The sequence below is a fragment of the Streptomyces sp. NPDC036764 genome, assembly GCF_055609385.1.
Genome location: NZ_JBVJPT010000001.1, coordinates 123,078 through 142,943, shown reverse-complemented (window position 1 = coordinate 142,943; position 19,866 = coordinate 123,078). Strand labels below are relative to the sequence as shown.

Genomic DNA, 19,866 nt, shown 5'->3' with positions numbered 1-19,866 from the left:
GACGCCCATCCTACGGGGGTGCACTGACTGCGAGGCACCGCTCAGGAGGGTCTCAGTACGTCGGCAGGGTCCTCGGTCCGAGGTCGTCGCGGGCGGGCGGCGGCGCGAGGCGCACGGAGGCGCCGAGCACGCTCAGGCCGTGTGCGGCGACGACGACCGGCTCCAGGGTGACCGCGACGACCTCCGGGTGGTCGTCGACCAGCCGCGACACCCGCAGCAGCAGCTCCTCCAGGGCGGGGGTGTCCACGGGGGCGGAGCCGCGCCAGCCGAAGAGGAGCGGTGCCGTCCGGATCGAGCGGACGATCGAGGTGGCGTCGCGGTCGGTGACCGGGATCAGGCGGTGCGCCATGTCGCCGAGGAGCTGCGAGGCGGCTCCGGCCAGCCCGAAGGAGAGCACGGCGCCGGCCGCCGGGTCGATCACGGCCCGTACGACGGTGTCGACGCCGCGCGGTGCCATGGTCTGCACGACCGGTCTGAGCTCCTCCGGCCTGCCGAACAGCTCGGTCAACTCGGTGTACGCCCGCCGCAGTTGCTCCTCGTCCGCCAGGTCGAGCCGTACGCCGCCGAGGTCGGCGCGGTGCCGCAGGTGCGGGGCGGTGGCCTTGAGGGCGACGGGGTAGCCGAGGGTGCGGGCGGCGTCGACGGCCGCGTCGGGGGTGGGGGCGTGCAGGGCGCGGTGCACCTGGATGCCGTACTTGCCGAGCAGGTCGCAGGTCTCGTCCGTGCCGAGCGTGAGCCCCTGTCCGCGCGCGAGCAGGCCGCCGATCAGCCGGGCGGCGCCCTTCTCGTCGATCTCCTCGTACTCGGGCACCTTGCCGGGCTCGGCCGCCTCGCGCCGCCACTGGGCGTACTTGACGGCTTCACCGAGGGCGCGGACCGCGCGTTCGGCGGCCGGGTAGGCGGGGATGAGGCGGGGGGTGTTCTCGGCGGTGTCCGACGGTTCGGGCAGCGGTTCGGCCGGGAAGTCCAGCGGGCGGAAGGGGTGGGAGCGGCCCGCGGTGCGGGGCGCCGCCGCAGCGGCCCGCGGCGCGGTGCTCGCCGCGGCCGACAGAGCCTCGGCGAGCCCTCCGAGCTCCACGTGCACCACCAGCACCGGCTTGCCCGGTACCCGCTCGGCCGCCGAGCTCAAGGCCTGCGCGAGCTCGGCGTCCCCGGTCGTCGCGTCCCCGATCGCCGGTATCGCGGTGACGACGACCGCGTCGCAGGTGTCGTCGGCGAGCGCGCGAGAGAGCGCCTCGTGGAAGTCGGCCGCCGAGGCCGCGGTCGTCAGGTCCAGCGGCGGCAGCGGCCGCAGGCCCTCGGACAGGCAGGCGTCGTACGTCAGCAGTCCCAGGGACTCGGAGTTCCCCAGGATCGCCACCCGCGGCCCGGTCGGCAGAGGCTGGCGCGCGAGCAGCAGTCCCGCGTCCACCAGCTCGGTGATGGTGTCGACCCGGATCACGCCGGCCTGCCGCAGCAGCGCGGAGACCGTGGTGTGCGGGAGCCGGGTGACCCGCACGGTGTGGCCCTGCGGCGCCGCTCCCCCGTGCCGCGCGCCCTGCACCACGACCAGCGGCTTCGCGGCCGCCGTGCGCCGGGCGAGGCGGGTGAACTTGCGCGGGTTGCCGATGGACTCCAGGTACATGAGGACGACGTCGGTGTCCGGGTCGTCGTACCAGTACTGCAGGACGTCGTTGCCGGAGACGTCGGCGCGGTTGCCGGACGACACGAAGGTCGAGATGCCGGTGACGCCGGTGACCCCGCCGCCGCGCCGGTGCAGCCGGGACAGCAGGGCGATCCCGATCGCGCCGGACTGCGCGAAGAGCCCGATCCGGCCCGGCCTGGGCATCTCGGGGGCCAGTGATGCGTTGAGGCGTACGTCGTCGGCGGTGTTGATGATCCCGAAGGCGTTCGGGCCGATGATCCGCATGCCGTACGTGCGCGCGTGCCGGACGAGTTCGCGCTGGCGTTCGCGGCCGTCGGGCCCGCTCTCGGCGTATCCGGCGGAGAGCACGACCAGCCCCTGCACGCCGTGCTCGCCGCACTCGGTGACCACGTCGGGGACGTACTCGGCCGGCACGGCGACCACCGCGAGGTCGACCTGCTCCTCGATGTCCCGCACCGAGCGGTGCGCGGGCACTCCGTCGAGCTCCTTGAGGTCCTGCGGGAACGCCTTGTTCACGGCGTACAGCCGCCCCGTGAACCCGGCGTCCCTGATGTTGCCGAGGACGCCGCGGCCGACGCCGCCGGGGGTGCGGCCGGTGCCGATGACGGCGACCGAGCCGGGCACCAGCAGCCGCCGCACGGACCGGGCCTCGGCGCGCTGCTCGCGCGCGTACTGCACGGCGAGCGAGCGGTCGGTCGGCTCCAAGTCGAACTCCAGGCGCACGACGCCGTCCTCGAAGCTGCGCTTCTGGGTGTACCCGGCGTCGGTGAACACCTTGATCATCTTGCTGTTGGCGGGCAGCACCTCGGCGGCGAACCGGCGGATGTCGCGCTCGCGGGCGACCGCGGCGATATGTTCGAGGAGGGCGGAGGCGACGCCGCGCCCCTGGTGGGCGTCCTGGACGAGGAAGGCGACCTCGGCCTCGTCGGCCGGTGCGGACGCGGGCATTCCGTCGGCGCCGATCCGGTCGTAGCGTACGGTGGCGATGAACTCGCCGCCGATCGTGGCCGCGAGTCCCACCCGGTCCACAAAGTCGTGGTGCGTGAAGCGGTGGACGTCCTTCGCGGACAGTCGCGGGTAGGGCGCGAAGAAGCGGTAGTACTTCGACTCGTCCGACACCTGCTCGTAGAAGCTGACCAGGCGCTCGGCGTCATCGACGGTGATGGGGCGGATGCGCGCGGTGCCGCCGTCGCGCAGCACCACGTCGGCTTCCCAGTGGGCGGGGTACTCGTGCCTGTCCGAGGCGCTCTGCATGGGGCCCAGATTACGGCTCGCGTACGACAACGGCGCGAGGCAGTCTGTTCGGGACGTCACATGGGGTCGAGGCCGCGACCCCACGGTCACTTCGGAGGGGGACAGCCGTCCCGTTCCGGCATGCTTCACGTGTGTGGGAAACTGGTCTAGACAACCCTGAACACCGAAGGGCAGCATCACATGGCTGAGCGCCGCGTCAACGTCGGCTGGGCCGAGGGCCTCCACGCCCGCCCCGCCTCCATCTTCGTCCGAGCCGCCACGGCCACAGGCGTCCCGGTGACGATCGCCAAGGCTGACGGCAACCCCGTCAACGCGGCCTCCATGCTGGCCGTCCTGGGTCTGGGCGCCCAGGGCGGCGAGGAGATCGTCCTCGCCTCCGACGCCGAGGGCGCGGACGCCGCCCTCGACCGTCTGGCGAAGCTGGTCTCCGAGGGACTCGAGGAGCTGCCCGAGACGGTCTGATCGACCTGATTGGGTATCCGTAGCGAACGGTGAAGCCGCGCCCGCCTTTCCGGCGGACGCGGCTTCACTGTTTTCCGGCAGCCGTTCTGGGAATTCACGGGATGGCGGTGGCACATCCGAAAAAGGGCAGCAGAAATTCCCTGCCGCCGAATATCTCCTCTTTGTATACGGCGCCGGTGTTAATGCCGCAGGCTCGGCATGTTTACGGGATGTTGCGAATTCCTCACACGATCCGGGCGCTCGCCGCCGGTGCCGAACCGCAGGCGGTGCGCGGAGAGGGAGCGCTCGGTGTGCAGCGCCGTGATCGCGCGGGCGCGTTCGCCGTCGCCGCGCGCCACCGCGTCCACGATCGCGCCGTGCTCGGTCCAGGACTCCACGGGGTCGGCGGGCGCGTCCACGGCATACATCCAGGCGATCTTGTGACGGAGCTGGGCCAGTATCGAGGTCAGGGCGGGGCTGCCGGTGGACTGGGCGAGCGTCTCGTGGAACCAGCCGCCCAGGGAGCGCAGGTCGTCGCTGTTCCCCCGCTTGGCCCGCTCCTGCCCCAGCCTGACCAGGCCGCGCAGGACCTTCAGATGGGCCTCGGTGCGCCGCTGGGCGGCCCGGGAGGCACCGAGGGGCTCCAGCAGGCTGCGCATCTCCAGCAGGTCGGTGGCCTCCTGCTCGGTCGGTTCGGCGACGCACGCGCCCGCGTGGCGCCGGGTCACGACGAAGCCCTCCGCCTCCAGGGTGCGCAGAGCCTCTCGCACCGGGACGCGGGAGACACCGTAGCGGCGGGCGAGCAGTTCCTCGGTGAGCCGGCTGCCGCGCTCGTAGACACCGGCGACGATGTCGTCCCGGATCGCCGTGCACACCGAATGCGCCGGAATACGCATGACCGACCTCCGCCTTAATCCCCGTGAAACGTCGACGAATGACGTGTTCCCGAGGACTCTATTGCAACCGGCCGGAATTTCCGACGGCGAGCCGGAATCCATGGATATTTTTTGGTCAGCGCATCCGCCGGGAAACATCGAAAGCCCCGGCTCGGGGAGCCGGGGCTTCGAGGACGCGTGGTGGCGGCGTCAGACGTTCACGCCGTGCCCGCGCAGATAGGCGACGGGGTCGATGTCGGAGCCGTACTCCGCCGTCGTGCGGGCCTCGAAGTGCAGGTGCGGCCCGGTGACGTTGCCGGTGGCGCCGGACAGGCCTATCTGCTGGCCGGGGGTGACGGCCTGGCCCACCGAGACGCCGATGGACGACAGGTGGCCGTACTGGGTGTACGTGCCGTCGTTCATCCTGATCACGATGTTGTTGCCGTACGACCCGCCCCAGCCGGCCTCCACGACGGTGCCGGAGCCGACCGCGTGGACGGAGGTGCCGCTGGCCGCGTGGAAGTCGACGCCGGTGTGGCTGCCGGAGGACCAGACGGCGCCGCCGGTCTTGTAGCCGGTGGAGACGTACGAGCCGGCGATCGGGGCGACGTACGACAGCAGGCGCTTGCGCTCGGCCTCGCGGGCGGCGCGCTCCTTGGCCTCGCGCTCCTGGACGGCCTTCGCGGCCGCCTTCATGCGCGCGGCCTCCTCGGCGGCCTTCTTCGCGGCGGCGGCCTCCTTGGACGCCCTCTCCTGGGCGATGGCCTGGGCGTCGATCTGGTCCGCGATCGAGTTCTCGACGGTGATGACGGGGATGAGGCCGGTCTGCTCCGCGGCGGGTTCGGCGGCGAGCGCGGGGGCGGCCAGGGCGCCGACGACGCCGGTGGCGGTGAGCGCGGCGACTCCGGCCGCGCGGGCGGTGGTGCGCTCGAACCGGCCGGGCCGACGGTGCTTCCCGGTGGGGCGGTTCTTCCCCGTGGCGCAGGTGAACGCCATGAAGTGGCTGGTCCTTTCCTTCCCTCTCGCCTACCGGGTTAGCTGACGGGTTCGGAGCAGGAAGGTCTCCTACGGGCCCCCTCGCGGCTCGCGCGGGCGCCCGATTCACCCCAGGGACTTCGATGGGTCCCCGGCTCCCCTGGCTCGCGCCGTACGGGGACTCGGCGATGGCTGTCCGGTGCCGCGGACGCGGCGCACTGCCTGACGGACAGCCCGCAAGACGCTAAACGGGGCATCTTTCAATCCCCAAACGGATCGCGGCTTTTGTAGCGCATCCCACAGGCCAGACAGGCAACCTCTGCCTCAATTCGGGCATAAGGGGGCCCTGGTGACTCATAGGTCACCAGGGCCCTACGCGCGCGTGGCGCCGGACGGCGCGAGCTCGTCCTCTACTCGGCTGCCACGACGGTGACTTCACCGATGCCGAGGGCCTCGACCGGCTCCCGGATCTCGGCCGCGTCGCCGACGAGGATCGTCACCAGACGGTCCACCGGGAAGGCGCTCACGGCCGCCGCGGTGGCCTCGACCGTGCCGGTCGCGGCAAGCTGCTGGTAGAGCGTCGCCTGGTAGTCGTCGGGCAGGTGCTGCTCGACCTGGTCGGCCAGCGTGTTCGCCACGGACGCGGCGGTCTCGTACTTCAGCGGCGCCACCCCGACGAGGTTCTGCACCGCGAAGTCCCGCTCGGCGTCGGTGAGCCCGCCGTCGGCGACGCCGCGCAGGACCTTCCAGAGGTCGTCGAGGGCCGGACCGGTGTTCGGGGTGTCGACGGAGCCGCTGATGGCGAGCATCGCCGCGCCGGTGCCGTCCGGGGCGGAGCGCAGGACCTGGCCGAACGCCCGCACGCCGTAGGTGTAGCCCTTCTCCTCGCGCAGGACCTTGTCCAGGCGGGAGGTGAGGGTGCCGCCGAGGCAGTAGGTGCCGAGCACCTGCGCGGGCCACACGCGGTCGTGCCGGTCGGGGCCGATACGGCCGATCAGGAGCTGCGTCTGGACGGCGCCGGGACGGTCGACGATGACGACCCGTCCGGTGTCGTCCGCGGTGACCGGCGCAACGGGGCGCGGCTCACCGGGGGAGCCGGTCCAAGCGCCCAGGGTGTCGCCGAGCAGGGCGTCGAGGTCGACGCCGGTGAGGTCGCCGACGACCACGACGGTGGAGGTGGCGGGGCGTACGTGCCGCTCGTAGAAGGCGCGTACGGACGCCGAGTCGATGCCGGCGACGGTGTCCTCGGTGCCCTGGCGCGGGCGGGACATGCGCGCGGTCGCCGGGAACAGCTCCTTGGAGAGCTCCTTGGCGGCCCGGCGCGAGGGGTTCGCCAGCTCGTGCGGGATCTCGTCGAGCCGGTTGCGCACCAGGCGCTCGACCTCGGAGTCCTCGAACGCGGGCGCCCTGAGGGCGTCGGCGAGCAGGCCGAGCGCCTTGGGCAGCCGGGAGACGGGAACCTCCAGGCTGACCCGGACGCCGGGGTGGTCGGCGTAGGCGTCGAGCGTGGCGCCGCAGCGCTCCAGCTCGGCGGCGAACTCCTCCGCGGTGTGCTTGTCCGTGCCCTCGGACAGGGCGCGCGCCATGATCGTGGCGATGCCGTCGAGGCCCTTCGGCTCGGCGTCCAGGGGCGTGTCCAGAAGCACCTCGACGGCGACGACCTGCTGGCCGGGGCGGTGGCAGCGCAGGACGGTGAGGCCGTTGTCCAGCTTGCCGCGCTCGGGTGCCGGGAACGCCCAGGGCCGGGCCTGGCCCGCCTGGGGCTGCGGGTGGAACTCCATGCTGGCGAGCTCGGTCACTGCGCCGACTCCTCGTTCTCGTCGGTGACGGGGGCGGCCCCGTCGGTGGCGGCGGCTTCCTGTTCCTCGGCCTCGTCGCCGACCGGCTCGTACACGAGCACCGCGCGGTTGTCGGGGCGCAGACGGGCCTGGGCGACGGCCTTGACCTCCTCGGCGGTGATGTCGAGGACGCGCTGCACGGCGGTGAACGCGAGCTGCGGGTCGCCGAACAGGACGGCGTACCGGCACAGTTCGTCGGCGCGGCCCGCGACGGTGCCGAGCCGGTCCAGCCACTCGCGCTCGAGCTGGGCCTGCGCCCGCTCCATCTCCTCGGCGGTGGGACCCTCCTGCGCGAAGCGGGCGAGCTCCTCGTCGACGGCCGACTCGATGCCCGGCACCTCGACGTCGGCGGAGGTCTTCACGTCCAGCCAGCCCAGGGAGGGCGCGCCGGCCAGCCGCAGCAGGCCGAAGCTGGCCGCCACGGCGGTACGGTCGCGGCGTACGAGGCGGTTGTAGAGGCGGGAGGACTCGCCGCCGCCGAGGACGGTCAGCGCCAGGTCGGCGGCGTCGCACTCACGCGTGCCGTCGTTCGGGAGGCGGTAGGCGGCCATCATCGCGCGCGCTGGGACGTTCTCCTCGACGACCTCGCGGAGCTGCTCGCCGATGACGTCGGGCAGCGAGCCGTCGCGCGGGGCGGGCTTGCCGTCGTGGCCCGCGATCGTGCCGAAGTACTTCTCGACCCAGGCCAGCGTCTGCTCCGGGTCGATGTCGCCGACGACGGACAGGACGGCGTTGTTGGGCGCGTAGTAGGTGCGGAAGAACGCGCGGGCGTCCTCCAGGCTGGCCGCGTCCAGGTCGGCCATCGAGCCGATCGGCGTGTGGTGGTACGGGTGTCCGTCGGGGTACGACAGCGCGGTCAGCTTCTCGAAGGCCGTGCCGTACGGGACGTTGTCGTAGCGCTGGCGGCGCTCGTTCTTGACGACATCGCGCTGGTTTTCAAGGCTCACCTCGTCGAGCGCCGTCAGGAGGCTGCCCATGCGGTCGGCCTCCAGCCACAGCGCGAGCTCGAGCTGGTGGGCGGGCATGGTCTCGAAGTAGTTGGTGCGCTCGAAGCTGGTGGTGCCGTTCAGCGAGCCACCGGCGCCCTGGACGAGCTCGAAGTGCCCCGTGCCCTTGACGCTGTTCGAGCCCTGGAACATCAGGTGCTCGAAGAGGTGGGCGAGTCCGGTACGGCCCTTGACCTCGTGGCGGGAGCCGACGTCGTACCAGAGGCAGACCGCGGCGACCGGCGTGAGGTGGTCCTCGGAGAGCACCACGCGCAGGCCGTTGGCCAGGCGGTGCTCCGTCGCGGTGAGGCCGCCGGATTGTGCCTCCGGTGTGGCCGTGTGACCCATGGGCAAGGTGTCCTTCCGGTCGCGTGAACTGCAGCGTGCCGAGCAGTTCGGCTTGAGTTCCTGCCACTGTATGCAGCGTCCGACGGGTCGGCGAAGTTCCCGGTCAGAACCGCTTGGGTGGAGCGTGGGGCGCGCGGCCGGGTGCTCGGCACGTGGGTGTGCCGTGTGTGTCGGATGTGCCGTGTGTGTCAGGGGCGCGGGCCGTGCTCGCGGAATGCGGCCATCGGCCCGGGCGGCGCCGCCTCGCGCTCCGCGGGCTTGCGCGGCCGGTTGTCGATCACTCCGGCGAGTGAACGGTTGTGGGGCGTGAGCTTGCCGCCGAGGTCAAAGTGCCTGTGCGGGCGTGGCTGGACCCGGCTCGGCTCGGCCGAGGACGGTCCCTGTCATCCGGCAGGCACCCGCCCTCCCCTCCCCCGGCAAGCGGTCCCTCGTCCAGGCCCGTTGGTGCTCGAGAGCCCCGTGGGTCGCCGGTGGGGCCCGGTGTCGGCGACACTTCTCACGCGCCGGGCGGGAGCCCAACATCGGGTCCTGGTCGGTGGTTGTCAGTGCCGCGGTCCACAATGGTCCGCGTCAGATCCGTACACGCTTCAGCAAGGAGCCGGCAGCGATGGCCCGCCGTAGCACGAAGACCCCGCCGCCCGACGACTCGTACGAGGAGAAGATCCTCGACATCGACGTCGTCGACGAGATGCAGGGCTCCTTCCTCGAGTACGCGTACTCGGTCATCTACTCCCGCGCCCTGCCCGACGCCCGCGACGGGCTCAAGCCCGTGCATCGCCGCATCGTCTACCAGATGAACGAGATGGGCCTGCGCCCCGACCGCGGCTATGTGAAGTGCGCCCGCGTCATCGGCGAGGTCATGGGTAAGTTGCACCCGCACGGTGACGCGTCGATCTACGACGCCCTGGTGCGCATGGCACAGCCCTTCTCGATGCGCGTCCCGCTGGTGGACGGCCACGGCAACTTCGGCTCGCTGGGCAACGACGACCCGCCGGCCGCCATGCGGTACACCGAGTGCCGCCAGGCCCAGGCCACGAGCCTGATGACCGAGTCGATCGAAGAGGACACGGTCGACTTCACCCCGAACTACGACGGCCAGGAGCGGGAGCCGGTCGCGCTGCCCGCCGCCTTCCCGAACCTCCTGGTCAACGGCGCGTCCGGCATCGCCGTCGGCATGGCCACGAACATGCCGCCGCACAACCTCGGCGAGGTCATCTCGGCCGCCCGCCACCTGATCCGCCACCCGAACGCGGATCTGGAAACCCTGATGAAGCACGTCCCGGGCCCCGACCTGCCCACCGGCGGGCGGATCGTCGGCCTCGCCGGCATCCGGGACGCCTACGAGACGGGCCGCGGCACCTTCAAGATCCGCGCCACGGTCGAGATCGAGACGGTGACCGCCCGCCGCAAGGGCCTCGTCGTCACCGAGCTGCCCTTCACGGTCGGCCCGGAGAAGGTCATCGCCAAGATCAAGGACCTGGTCGGTTCGAAGAAGATCCAGGGCATCGCCGACGTCAAGGACCTCACCGACCGCGAGCACGGCCTGCGCCTGGTCATCGAGATCAAGAACGGCTTCGTGCCGGAGGCGGTCCTGGAGCAGCTCTACAAGCTGACGCCGATGGAGGAGTCCTTCGGCATCAACAACGTCGCCCTGGTCGACGGCCAGCCCCTCACCCTGGGCCTCAAGGAGCTCCTGGAGGTCTACCTCGACCACCGCTTCGAGGTCGTCCGGCGCCGCAGCGAGTTCCGCCGCGGCAAGCGCCGCGACCGTCTGCACCTGGTCGAGGGCCTGCTCACCGCGCTGGTGGACATCGACGAGGTCATCCGGCTGATCCGGTCCAGCGAGAACAGCGCACAGGCGAAGGAACGCCTGATGGAGCGCTTCTCCCTGTCCGAGATCCAGACCCAGTACATCCTCGACACGCCGCTGCGCCGTCTCACCAAGTTCGACCGCATCGAGCTGGAGGCGGAGAAGGAGCGGCTGGGCGAGGAGATCGCCGAGCTGACCCGGATCCTGGACTCGGACGCGGAGCTGCGCAAGCTGGTCTCCGCCGAACTGGCCGCGGTGGCCAAGAAGTTCGGCACCGAGCGGCGTACGGTCCTGCTGGAGTCGGCGGGCACGCCGGTCGCCGCCGTGGCGCTCCAGGTGGCCGACGACCCGTGCCGGGTGCTGCTGTCCTCGACGGGTCTGCTGGCCCGTACGGCGAACGGCGACCCGTTCGCGGACGACGGCGACGCCAAGCGCTCCAAGCACGACGTGATCGTCTCGGCGGTGCCGGCCACGGCTCGCGGCGAGGTGGGCGCGGTGACCTCCACGGGCCGTCTGCTGCGGATCAACGTCATCGATCTGCCGCAGTTGCCGGAGACGGCGTCGAGACCGAACCTCGCGGGCGGCGCGCCGCTGTCGGAGTTCGTGTCGCTGGAGGACGGCGAGACACTGGTCTGCCTGACCACGCTCGACGAGTCGTCCCCGGGCCTGGCGGTCGGTACCGAGCAGGGTGTCGTGAAGCGTGTGGTGCCCGACTACCCGTCCAACAAGGGCGAGTTGGAGGTCATCACGCTGAAGGAGGGCGACCGGATCGTCGGCGCGGTGGAGCTGCGCACCGGTGAGGAGGACCTGGTCTTCATCACGGACGACGCCCAGTTGCTGCGCTACCAGGCCGCGCAGGTCCGCCCGCAGGGGCGCGCCGCCGGCGGCATGGCCGGCATCAAGCTCACCGAGGGCGCGAAGGTCATCTCGTTCACCGCTGTGGACCCGGCGGCCGACGCGGTGGTGTTCACGATCGCGGGCTCGCGCGGCACGCTGGACGACTCGGTCCAGACGACGGCCAAGCTGACACCGTTCGACCAGTATCCGCGCAAGGGTCGCGCCACCGGCGGTGTGCGCTGCCAGCGGTTCCTGAAGGGCGAGGACTGCCTGTCCCTGGCCTGGGCGGGCGCCACCCCGGCGCGCGCGGCGCAGAAGAACGGCATGCCGGCGGACCTTCCGGAGATGGATCCGCGCCGCGACGGCTCGGGGGTTTCGCTGGCGAAGACGGTGTCGGTGGTGGCCGGACCGGTCTAGGCCCCCTCGACGTCCCCGTCCCGCGGGTCCTGTACGTAGCGCAGAACGCCCCACATGCCGTGCTCGTCGGCGTGTGGGGCGTCGCTCTTGCACGCCTCAAGCTCCTTGGCCAGGGCGGCGGAGTCGATGCCGGAGCCGATGAGGACGAGCTGGGTGAGACGGGAGTGGTCGCGCGGCCAGGGCTCGGGGTAGAAGCGCAGGAACGGCCCGACGGCGTGTACGACGTAGCGGTTCGCGGCGTCGTGCGGGCCGAAGTCGACGTATCCCTTGATCCGGTACAGCCCCTCGGGCCGGCCGTCGAGGAAGGTGATCAACCGGCGCGGGTCGAGGGGGACTTCACAGGTGAAGGACAGGCTGTCGTAGCCGGCGTGCAGGTGTCCCGAGTGGTCCTCGTGGCCCTCGTGCTCCTCGTGGACCTCATGCAGATCGTCGAAGGAAAGCTGCCCGATGCGCTCCTCGCTGGGGCGGCAGTCGAAGAGGAACTCGGGGTCGATCCGGCCGTAGGTGGCCGGGACGACGGCAGCGCGGTCGGCGAGCTCACGCACCAGCCCGAGAACGCGCCCGTCGTCGGCGGCGCGGTCGAGCTTGTTGACGACCACGAGGTCGGCGAGGGCGAGGTGCCGGTCGATCTCGGGGTGTCTGGCGCGGGTGGCGTCGAACTCGGCGGCGTCCACGACCTCGACGAGCCCGCCGTACACGATGCCGGGATGTTCGCTGGCGAGCAGCATGCGCACGAGCTCCTGGGGCTCGGCGAGCCCGCTGGCCTCGATGACGATGACGTCGATGCCGGTGGACGGCCGGGCGAGCCGCTCCAGATAGACATCCAGCTCGCTCGCGTCGACCGCGCAGCACAGGCAGCCGTTGCCGAGGGAGACCGTCGAGTCGCCGAGCGCGCCGGCGACCGCCATGGCGTCGATCTCGATGGCACCGAAGTCGTTGACGATGGCCCCGATACGGGTGCCTCCGCTGCGGTGGAGGAGGTGGTTGAGCAGAGTCGTCTTGCCGGAACCGAGGAATCCGGCGAGCACGACGACCGGAATCTGCTGTGGCCCGGGCCTCTGCTGGCTCAACGTGCGACCTTTCTCACGCCGACGGGTGCACCGGCTCGCGGCTCGGCGCACATACGAGGATTTGAATGCCGATCCAGGATACGAGCCGGAAGAATCACCGCGAAGTGAACGATTGTTAGCTGCACTTGCCGGGCAGACGTTGGGCATGGCGCCGGAGTGTGCGACCCTCGCTTCCCTCCGTGCGCCTCCTCTCCGCCTCCCCGCCGATCAGAGCCGCTCGGCACCCTGGGAGACGGCAAGCGCCGCCCACCGCTCGCCGGTCCCCTCCAGTCGACCCGCATCCCGACGACCGGCGGACGGCCGCCTGATCGGGGGTAGTTGACATGGTCACACAGAAGAACGTCGCGGGGAGGTTGCGCTCCGCCGCGGCCGCTTTGGTGCTCGCTACCGCCGGGATGACACTGGCCGCGCGCCAGCGGCGGCTCGAAGTGGAGCGGGTGCAGCTAAGGCGCCTTGAGCTCGAGGAACTCGCATCGCGGCGCCGGGCCCTGGCGCACCAGCAGCGCATGCACTGGGAATTGCTCTCCAGGGCGATCGACAACCCTTCACTCGCCGCCGTGATCGATACGTACGACCCGAGCATTCCGGCGGAGCGGCGGCGGCAGTACTTCTACGCCAATGCCTGGTACGTCAACCTTTACCACCTCCATCGGGCAGGGATAGTCGACCAGGAGGAGTTCTACGGGCACGCTCGCGAGCTCTTCCAGAACCCCCTGATGCGGGAGTACTGGGAGGCCTCGAAGAGCCAGCGGGCGACCTTGAAACACACGTCCGACGAGGCCCGAATCGGCCGCATGGTCGACGGTCTCATCAAGGATCTCGAGGAGGCCGACACGGACGAGTGGTGGGTGATCGGGAGTCCGCCACCCTCTTGATCAATTACTCCAGGGGGTGGTGATGGTCAACGCATCGACACGAGTCGCGCGACTTTACCAACTCACTCCGGAATCCCAGATACCGTGCTGCCGACCACGAACCACTTCGTAAGGATCGGTAGCCCCTTGAAGATCGTGCGCCGCATCGGTGTGCCTCCAAGTGCCCGTGGCAGTGCCTCGGGAGCCAACTGCCCGGACGTGTTCGAACTGAGCGACGGCAATTTCGCCGTGATCGGCACGGAGGCCACCGAGGCGCTTGAGCGTGAACTCCCCGACGACGCCTCCCGCGCGGATTACGAACGCATTGTCATCGTGAGCAGGGAGACCTTGATCCGCGCAAAAGCGGATATCCCTGACGCCTAGTCCTGCACGAGTACGCGTCCACCCCGACTCGTCCCGTGAAACCTCACCCGGCCGCGCGCAACCACACAGCGACTCGGGAGACCCAGCCGGCGAGCAGATCGGCACCCCGTCACTGCTCGATCACCACCGATGAGGCCTGGCGCCAGAACGGCACCAGGCCACACGCATGTCACACGCCTCTTGAGCAGTGCCGCTCCCCCTCAAGCAGCCACGCCGACTCAAGTCAGGTTAGGCTCACCTCTGTGAGTACGTGCTCAACCGTCTCGCAGGACCTCGACGAGCCCATCGCGGGGACCGCGGCGACCGCGACGACATGGCTGCTGCTGGAGCAGCCCGGTCCGTGGGGTGCCAAGGCGCTCACCCAGAGCCACCTGGATCCCGCACTGGGCCGCGCCCTGGAGGCCGCCGCGCAGGGCACGGGCGTACGCATCGCGCTGATCCGCCGCCCCGGCCGGCACGCCGACTGCGGCGGGGCCGCCGAACGCCAGGTCTACGTGGCCCACACCGTCCCCGGCAACGTATGGCTGCACGCCGCCACGATCAGCGACCCCCAGCAGTTGCTCGGCCTGGACTTCACCGCCCTCGGCATGGGCGACCACCACACCTTCGACTCGGTTCTCGACGGGCGGCCCCACACAGGCGACCCGCTGGCCCTCGTCTGCACCAACGGCAAGCGCGACCGCTGCTGTGCCCTCCTGGGGCGCCCCCTCGCGGCTGAGCTAGCCGCCTCCGGGGTGGACGGGGTCTGGGAGGTCACCCATCTGGGCGGACACCGGTTCTCCCCCACGCTGCTCGTGCTGCCCTACGGCTACGCGTACGGCCGGGCACAGACCCATGCCGTCAAGGAAGTCCTGCACAGCGTCCAGGAGGGCCGGATCGTCGTCGAAGGCTGCCGCGGGAACTCGGCCTGGGAGCGGCCGGGCCAGGCGGCCGAGCTGGCCGTCCGCAGGGCCACCGGCGAGGACGCCGCCGAGGCACTGAGCGTCGTACGGACCGACGGCGCGGCCCCGCGGTGGGAAGTGACCGTCGCCCACGTGGACGGACGGCACTGGCGGGTGAGCGTGGCCCAGGGCACCTCCCGGCCGCCCCGCCCCGAGAGTTGCGGGACGTCGGTGCTCGGCTCGCCCGCACGCATGGACGTGGTGGCGCTGCGCGAGCTGAGGATGACGACGGCACTGGCGAGCTGACCGACGGCGCCGCCCGAGCCCGTCGATCACCGGATGCACTGCCTGACCCGCATCGATCACCGGATGCCCTGCCCGACCGTATCGATCACCGGATGCCCTGCCGACCCGTATCGATCACCGGATGCCCTGCCAACCCGTATCGATCACCGGATGCCCTGCCCGACCCGTATCGATCACCGGATGCCCTGCCCGACCCGTATCGATCAGGAGATCCACGCCACACCCCTCTACGGCCCTGCACGCACCCCCACGTACCGTCGTGGGTATGAGCCCCACTCCCCCCGCCCGTCGCCTGCGCCTCCATCTGCCCCGGCGGATGTTCGCGCAGGTGCTGCTGATGCAGGTGGCGATCGCCGCGGGAGTCGCGGTGCTCGCGACCGGACTGTTCCTCGCCCCGCTCAGCGACCAGCTCGACGACCAGGCGATGCGCCGCGCGCTGTCGATCGCGCAGACCACCGCCGCCCAGCCGCAGATCGCCGAGGACCTGACGGGTACGCCCGCGACGGCCGGCGGTCCGGTGCAGCGGGAGGCGGAGCGGATCCGGGAGGCGACCAAGGCCGAGTACATCGTCGTGATGGACCGGCGGGGCGTGCGCTGGTCACATCCCACGCCGAGCGAGATCGGCAGGCTCGTCTCGACCGACCCGGGCCAGGCCCTCTCCGGCCACGACGTCATGCAGATCGACAGCGGCACCCTCGGCCGCACCGCCCGCGGCAAGGTCCCGCTGCGCGACGGCGACGGGAAGATCGTCGGGGCGGTCTCGGTCGGTATCGCGTACGACAGCGTGCGGGCGCGGCTGCTGCACGCGATCCCCGGCCTGTTCGCGTACGCCGGCGGCGCGCTGGCGGTCGGTGCGCTGGCCGCCTGGCTGATCTCCCGCCGGGTCCAGCGGCAGACCCGTGACCTGGCCTTCTCCGACATCTCGGCGCTGCTCGCGGAGCGCGAGGCGATGCTGCACGGCATCCGGGAGGGCGTCGTCGCCCTGGACCGCGTCGGCCGTATCCGCCTCCTGAACGACGAGGCGCGGCGGCTGCTCGGCATCGGTGACGAGGCCGTCGGCCGGTCCCTCGACGAGGCGCTCGGCGAGGGCCGCACCGCCGACGTGCTCGCCGGCCGGGTGACCGGCACCGATCTGCTCACGGTCCGCGGTCAGCGCGTGCTGGTCGCGAACCGGATGCCCACCGACGACGGGGGCGCCGTGGCCACCCTGCGCGACCGTACCGAGCTGGAGCAGCTCGGCCGGGAGCTCGACTCCACGCGCGGCCTGATCGACGCCCTGCGCGCCCAGGACCACGAGCACGCCAACCGCATGCACACGCTCCTCGGGCTGCTGGAGCTGGAGATGTACGACGACGCCGCGGAGTTCGTCGGGGAGGTCGTCGGGGATCATCGCGCCACCGCCGAGCAGGTCGCGGAGAAGATCCAGGACCCGCTGCTCGCCGCGCTGCTGGTCGGCAAGGCGACCGTGGCCGCCGAGCGCGGTGTCGCGCTGAGCCTGGCTGACCGCACCGGGCTGCCGGACCGGCTGATCGACCCCAGGGGGCTCGTCACGATCGTCGGCAACCTGGTGGACAACGCGCTGGACGCCGCCGCGGGCACGCCGCACGCGCGCGTGGAGGTCGAAGTGCGGGCCGAGGGACGTACCGCGACCCTCAGGGTGCGCGACACGGGGCCCGGGATCCCCGAGGAGCAGCGCGAGTTGATCTTCACCGAGGGCTGGTCCACCAAGCAGCGCCCGCCCCACCGGGAGCGCGGCATCGGGCTGCCTCTCGTGCGCAGGCTCGCCGAACGGCAGGGCGGCAGCGCCACGGTGGGCGAGGCGGCCGGCGGCGGCGCCGAGTTCACCGTGGTCCTGCCGGAGGCGCTGGCCGATGCACTGGCCGAGGCATTGGCCGGGGCGGACCTGGAGCCGGCCCTCACCGTGCGGTCGGATCCGCATCCGCACACCGTCGCCGAGGAGGAGTCGCGATGATCGAGGTCCTGGTCGTGGACGACGACACGCGTGTCGCGCGGGTCAACGCCGCCTACGTCGAGAAGGTGCCGGGCTTCCACGTGGCAGGCGAGGCGCACAACGCCGCCGAGGCGCTGCGCCGGATGGAGGAGCTGCCCGGGCTCGACCTGGTCCTCATGGACCACTATCTGCCCGACGAGACGGGCCTCGCGGTCGTCCAGGAGATGCGCCGGCGCGGCCACCAGACCGACGTGATCATGGTGACGGCGGCGCGGGACATCACGACCGTGCAGGCGGCGATGCGGCACGGGGCGCTTCAGTACCTGGTCAAGCCGTTCGCCTTCGCGGGACTGCGCGCCAAGCTGGAGGCGTACGCGGAGCTCCGCCGCACTCTGGACGGCGGCGGCGAGGCGGAACAGGCCGAGGTGGACCGCATCTTCGGCGCGCTGTCCGCCCCTTCGGAGCCGGACCTGCCCAAGGGGCACTCCCCCACCACCGCGGAGCTCGTACGGCAGTCCCTGATGAACGCCGAAGGCCCGCTGTCGGCCCAGGAGATCGCCGAGCGGACCGGGGTGAGCCGCCAGACCGCCCAGCGCTATCTCAAGCTCCTGGAACGCACCGGACGCGCCCGCCTGACCCTGAAGTACGGGGACGCGGGTCGCCCGGAACACCGTTACGTGTGGGCGACCCGCGCCTGAGGCACGGCCCGTGGGGGCGGGGGAAGGAACCGTGCCGCCTCTTCATACGGAAACCGGCCGCCGAATCGTCAGCCGCTCGGCGGACGGCTCGGCGGCAGGGGGGCGGCTCGGCCGACGGCCCGGGGCCGGGGGGCGGCTCGGCGGCCGGCCGGGGCGGCACGGCCGTGCGGCGGCGGGGAGAGTCGTACGCCTGCGAGAGAGCCGTACGGAGCCGTACGACGACGATGCCTTGGTCCCGCCCTAGACCGCCCCCGCCCCCGTCAGTGACCGAACCTCGGTTTCCGCGTGCTTGGCCTCGTCGGGGACCTCCGCGGAGGTGACCGTGCCGAGCCAGCCCGCGACGAAGCCCAGGGGGATCGAGACGAGGCCCGGGTTCTGCAGGGGGAAGTACTGGAAGTCGACCCCGGGGAACAGCGATTCGGGGCTTCCTGACACCACCGGCGACAGCACCATGAGCAGGACGGCCGGGATCAGCCCTCCGTACACGGCCCAGACGGCCCCCCGTGTGGTGAAGCCCCGCCAGAACAGCGAGTACAGCAGCACCGGAAGGTTGGCGGACGCGGCGACGGCGAAGGCCAGGCCGACGAGGAACGCGACGTTCAGGTCCCGGGCCAGCAGTCCGAGGCCGATCGCGACCACGCCGATGCCGACGGCGGCGACGCGGGCCACGGCCACCTCGCTGCGCGGCTTGGCGTGCCGGCGCCGCAGCGAGGCGTACAGGTCGTGGGCCACGGAGGCCGAGGAGGAGAGTGTGATGCCGGCGACCACGGCGAGGATCGTGGCGAAGGCGATGGCGGCGACGACAGCGAACAGAACCGTTCCTCCGGTGGAGTCCGCGCCACCGCCGAGATCGAGGGCGAGCAGCGGAACGGCCGTGTTCCCGGCCGCGTTCGACGCGCGTACGGCCTTGGGCCCGACGATCGCGGCCGCGCCGAAGCCGAGGACGATCGTCATCAGATAGAAGCCGCCGATGAGTCCGATCGCCCAGACCACCGAGCGCCGTGCCGCACGGGCCGTGGGCACGGTGTAGAAGCGCGACAGGATGTGCGGCAGCCCCGCGGTGCCCAGCACCAGTGCGAGGCCCAGGCTGATGAAGTCGAAGCGGGCCGTCCAGTCACCGCCGTACTTCAGGCCGGGCGCGAGGAACGCGTCCCCGTGACCGCTGCGCTCCGCCGCCGTCAGCAGCAGTCGGTCGAAGTCGCCGTGAAACCGCAGCAGCACGAGCACGGTCAACGCGACGGTGCCTCCGAGCAGCAGGACCGATTTGACGATCTGGATCCAGGTGGTGGCCCGCATCCCTCCCAACGACACATAGATCACCATGAGCGCGCCGACGCCGATGACGGTCCAGGACCGCGCCGCCTCGCCCTCGCCCCCGAGCAGCAGCGCGACCAGGGTGCCCGCGCCCACCATCTGCGCCACCAGATACAGAACGGACACGGTGACCGAGGAAGTTCCCGCCGCGATCCGCACGGGGCGCTCGCTCATCCGCGCGGCGACCACGTCGGCGAGCGTGAACCGTCCGCAGTTGCGCACCAGTTCGGCGACCAGGAACAGCACCAGGAGCCAGGCCACGAGGAAGCCCACCGAGTACAGCAGCCCGTCGTAGCCGAAGAGGGCGATGAGCCCGGAGATGCCCAGGAAGGAGGCGGCGGACATGTAGTCGCCGGCGATGGCAAAACCATTCTCCATGGGCGTGAAGAGCCGGCCGCCCGCGTAGAACTCCTCCGCGGAACCACGCCGGTTGCGGCTCACCCAGGTCGTGATCCCGAGCGTGATCGCGACGAACACGCTGAACAGCAGCAGCGACAGCGTCTGATGGTCGACCGTCACGCCGCACCGCCCTTCGCGACGCGCGTCAACTCCTGCGTGTCCCAGCGCAGTTCGAGCGCGGCCCGGTCCCGGCGCAGACGAGCGTGACGGGCGTAGGCCCAGGTGAGCAGGAAGGTGGTGAGGAACTGCCCGAGTCCGGCGAGCATCGCGACGTTCACGGCGCCCACGACGGGCCGGGCCATCAGCCCCGGAGCGGTCGTCGCGGCCACGACGTACGCCACGTACCAGGAGAGGAACACGATGACCGCCGGCACCACGAACCGCCGGTATCGGCCGCGCACTTCGCGGAAGGCGGCGCTGCGCTGCACCTCCAGGTACACGTCACCGGCCGGAGGCGGGGCGGCCTCGGGGGTGTCCGTACCGTCCGACTCCCCCCATCCGGAGGCGAGGGCGTCGTACCAGGGATCGTCGTACCGCGCACCTGTGGTTTCGCGGGGACGACCATCGCTTGAGTGCATGCCCA

The 19,866-nt window shown here is 71.4% G+C and carries 15 protein-coding genes and 1 riboswitch; of the genes, 7 read left to right on the top strand and 8 right to left on the bottom strand.

The genetic code is table 11. The features are described from left to right. Nucleotides 1-52 precede the first annotated feature (52 nt). A complete protein-coding gene (locus ACZ69Q_RS00575; RefSeq protein WP_471033893.1) occupies nucleotides 53-2,899 on the bottom strand; it encodes a bifunctional acetate--CoA ligase family protein/GNAT family N-acetyltransferase in 2,847 nt (948 codons plus the stop codon). A gap of 180 nt (nucleotides 2,900-3,079) precedes the next feature. Between ACZ69Q_RS00575 and ACZ69Q_RS00570 the strand changes: the two genes are divergently transcribed. After that, the gene (locus ACZ69Q_RS00570) at nucleotides 3,080-3,361 is read left to right on the top strand and encodes an HPr family phosphocarrier protein (protein WP_019755624.1); all 282 of its coding nucleotides are present in this window, start codon (nucleotides 3,080-3,082) and stop codon (nucleotides 3,359-3,361) included. 179 nt (nucleotides 3,362-3,540) lie between these two features. On the opposite strand, the gene ACZ69Q_RS00565 is transcribed toward ACZ69Q_RS00570, so the two are convergent. From ACZ69Q_RS00565 to ACZ69Q_RS00550, 4 genes are all read right to left on the bottom strand, one after another. Further along, nucleotides 3,541-4,236 carry a GntR family transcriptional regulator gene (locus ACZ69Q_RS00565; protein ID WP_471033892.1) on the bottom strand — a complete coding sequence of 232 codons (696 nt, stop codon included), beginning with the start codon at nucleotides 4,234-4,236 and terminating at the stop codon, nucleotides 3,541-3,543. 189 nt (nucleotides 4,237-4,425) lie between these two features. Continuing rightward, nucleotides 4,426-5,211 carry a M23 family metallopeptidase gene (locus tag ACZ69Q_RS00560; RefSeq protein WP_471033890.1) on the bottom strand — a complete coding sequence of 262 codons (786 nt, stop codon included), beginning with the start codon at nucleotides 5,209-5,211 and terminating at the stop codon, nucleotides 4,426-4,428. A 12-nt stretch (nucleotides 5,212-5,223) separates the two neighbouring features. Next, a riboswitch (cyclic di-AMP (ydaO/yuaA leader) is annotated at nucleotides 5,224-5,388 on the bottom strand. A 212-nt stretch (nucleotides 5,389-5,600) separates the two neighbouring features. Next, nucleotides 5,601-6,989: a M16 family metallopeptidase gene (locus ACZ69Q_RS00555; RefSeq protein ID WP_471033889.1), complete on the bottom strand. Its 1,389-nt coding sequence runs from the start codon at nucleotides 6,987-6,989 to the stop codon at nucleotides 5,601-5,603. Beyond that, nucleotides 6,986-8,362 carry a M16 family metallopeptidase gene (locus tag ACZ69Q_RS00550; RefSeq protein ID WP_471033887.1) on the bottom strand — a complete coding sequence of 459 codons (1,377 nt, stop codon included), beginning with the start codon at nucleotides 8,360-8,362 and terminating at the stop codon, nucleotides 6,986-6,988. The genes ACZ69Q_RS00555 and ACZ69Q_RS00550 overlap by 4 nt, the downstream gene beginning before the upstream one ends. A gap of 607 nt (nucleotides 8,363-8,969) precedes the next feature. On the opposite strand from ACZ69Q_RS00550, the gene ACZ69Q_RS00545 reads away from it, so the two are divergent. Next, entirely contained in the window at nucleotides 8,970-11,426 is a 2,457-nt protein-coding gene (locus tag ACZ69Q_RS00545; RefSeq protein WP_471033885.1) for a DNA gyrase/topoisomerase IV subunit A, read from the top strand. Here ACZ69Q_RS00545 and ACZ69Q_RS00540 read toward each other — a convergent pair. Next, a complete protein-coding gene (locus tag ACZ69Q_RS00540) occupies nucleotides 11,423-12,496 on the bottom strand; it encodes a CobW family GTP-binding protein (RefSeq protein ID WP_471033884.1) in 1,074 nt (357 codons plus the stop codon). The two genes, ACZ69Q_RS00545 and ACZ69Q_RS00540, sit on opposite strands and share 4 nt — an antisense overlap. A 323-nt stretch (nucleotides 12,497-12,819) precedes the next feature. On the opposite strand from ACZ69Q_RS00540, the gene ACZ69Q_RS00535 reads away from it, so the two are divergent. The 5 genes from ACZ69Q_RS00535 (at nucleotide 12,820) to ACZ69Q_RS00515 (ending at nucleotide 17,570) form a co-directional block, all read left to right on the top strand. Continuing rightward, a complete protein-coding gene (locus ACZ69Q_RS00535; RefSeq protein ID WP_471033882.1) occupies nucleotides 12,820-13,371 on the top strand; it encodes a DUF6082 family protein in 552 nt (183 codons plus the stop codon). A 126-nt stretch (nucleotides 13,372-13,497) separates the two neighbouring features. Beyond that, entirely contained in the window at nucleotides 13,498-13,734 is a 237-nt protein-coding gene (locus ACZ69Q_RS00530; protein WP_471033881.1) for a hypothetical protein, read from the top strand. Between the two features lie 242 nt (nucleotides 13,735-13,976). Further along, nucleotides 13,977-14,921 carry a sucrase ferredoxin gene (locus ACZ69Q_RS00525; protein ID WP_471033880.1) on the top strand — a complete coding sequence of 315 codons (945 nt, stop codon included), beginning with the start codon at nucleotides 13,977-13,979 and terminating at the stop codon, nucleotides 14,919-14,921. Between the two features lie 265 nt (nucleotides 14,922-15,186). Continuing rightward, complete coding sequence (locus ACZ69Q_RS00520; RefSeq protein WP_471033879.1) at nucleotides 15,187-16,893, top strand: sensor histidine kinase; 1,707 nt, start codon at nucleotides 15,187-15,189, stop codon at nucleotides 16,891-16,893. Further along, on the top strand, nucleotides 16,890-17,570 hold the full coding sequence (locus tag ACZ69Q_RS00515; RefSeq protein WP_471033878.1) for a response regulator: 681 nt from the start codon (nucleotides 16,890-16,892) through the stop codon (nucleotides 17,568-17,570). Before ACZ69Q_RS00520 ends, ACZ69Q_RS00515 begins: the two co-directional genes overlap by 4 nt. 240 nt (nucleotides 17,571-17,810) lie before the next feature. Here the strand turns inward: ACZ69Q_RS00515 and ACZ69Q_RS00510 are convergent, their stop codons facing one another. Then, nucleotides 17,811-19,403 carry a solute symporter family protein gene (locus tag ACZ69Q_RS00510; protein WP_471033876.1) on the bottom strand — a complete coding sequence of 531 codons (1,593 nt, stop codon included), beginning with the start codon at nucleotides 19,401-19,403 and terminating at the stop codon, nucleotides 17,811-17,813. Further along, nucleotides 19,400-19,861, bottom strand: a complete 462-nt coding sequence (locus tag ACZ69Q_RS00505; RefSeq protein WP_471033875.1) for a DUF485 domain-containing protein — start codon at nucleotides 19,859-19,861, stop codon at nucleotides 19,400-19,402. Before ACZ69Q_RS00505 ends, ACZ69Q_RS00510 begins: the two co-directional genes overlap by 4 nt. Nucleotides 19,862-19,866 lie beyond the last annotated feature (5 nt).

Excerpts from the sequence above, each read along its gene's own strand:
- ACZ69Q_RS00560 (WP_471033890.1), bottom strand. The coding sequence starts at position 5,211 with ATGGCGTTCACCTGCGCCACGGGGAAGAACCGCCCCACCGGGAAGCAC.
- ACZ69Q_RS00545 (WP_471033885.1), top strand. The coding sequence starts at position 8,970 with ATGGCCCGCCGTAGCACGAAGACCCCGCCGCCCGACGACTCGTACGAG.
- ACZ69Q_RS00575 (WP_471033893.1), bottom strand. The coding sequence starts at position 2,899 with ATGCAGAGCGCCTCGGACAGGCACGAGTACCCCGCCCACTGGGAAGCC.
- ACZ69Q_RS00550 (WP_471033887.1), bottom strand. The coding sequence starts at position 8,362 with ATGGGTCACACGGCCACACCGGAGGCACAATCCGGCGGCCTCACCGCG.
- ACZ69Q_RS00515 (WP_471033878.1), top strand. The coding sequence starts at position 16,890 with ATGATCGAGGTCCTGGTCGTGGACGACGACACGCGTGTCGCGCGGGTC.
- ACZ69Q_RS00535 (WP_471033882.1), top strand. The coding sequence starts at position 12,820 with ATGGTCACACAGAAGAACGTCGCGGGGAGGTTGCGCTCCGCCGCGGCC.
- ACZ69Q_RS00520 (WP_471033879.1), top strand. The coding sequence starts at position 15,187 with ATGAGCCCCACTCCCCCCGCCCGTCGCCTGCGCCTCCATCTGCCCCGG.
- ACZ69Q_RS00565 (WP_471033892.1), bottom strand. The coding sequence starts at position 4,236 with ATGCGTATTCCGGCGCATTCGGTGTGCACGGCGATCCGGGACGACATC.
- ACZ69Q_RS00505 (WP_471033875.1), bottom strand. The coding sequence starts at position 19,861 with ATGCACTCAAGCGATGGTCGTCCCCGCGAAACCACAGGTGCGCGGTAC.
- ACZ69Q_RS00570 (WP_019755624.1), top strand. The coding sequence starts at position 3,080 with ATGGCTGAGCGCCGCGTCAACGTCGGCTGGGCCGAGGGCCTCCACGCC.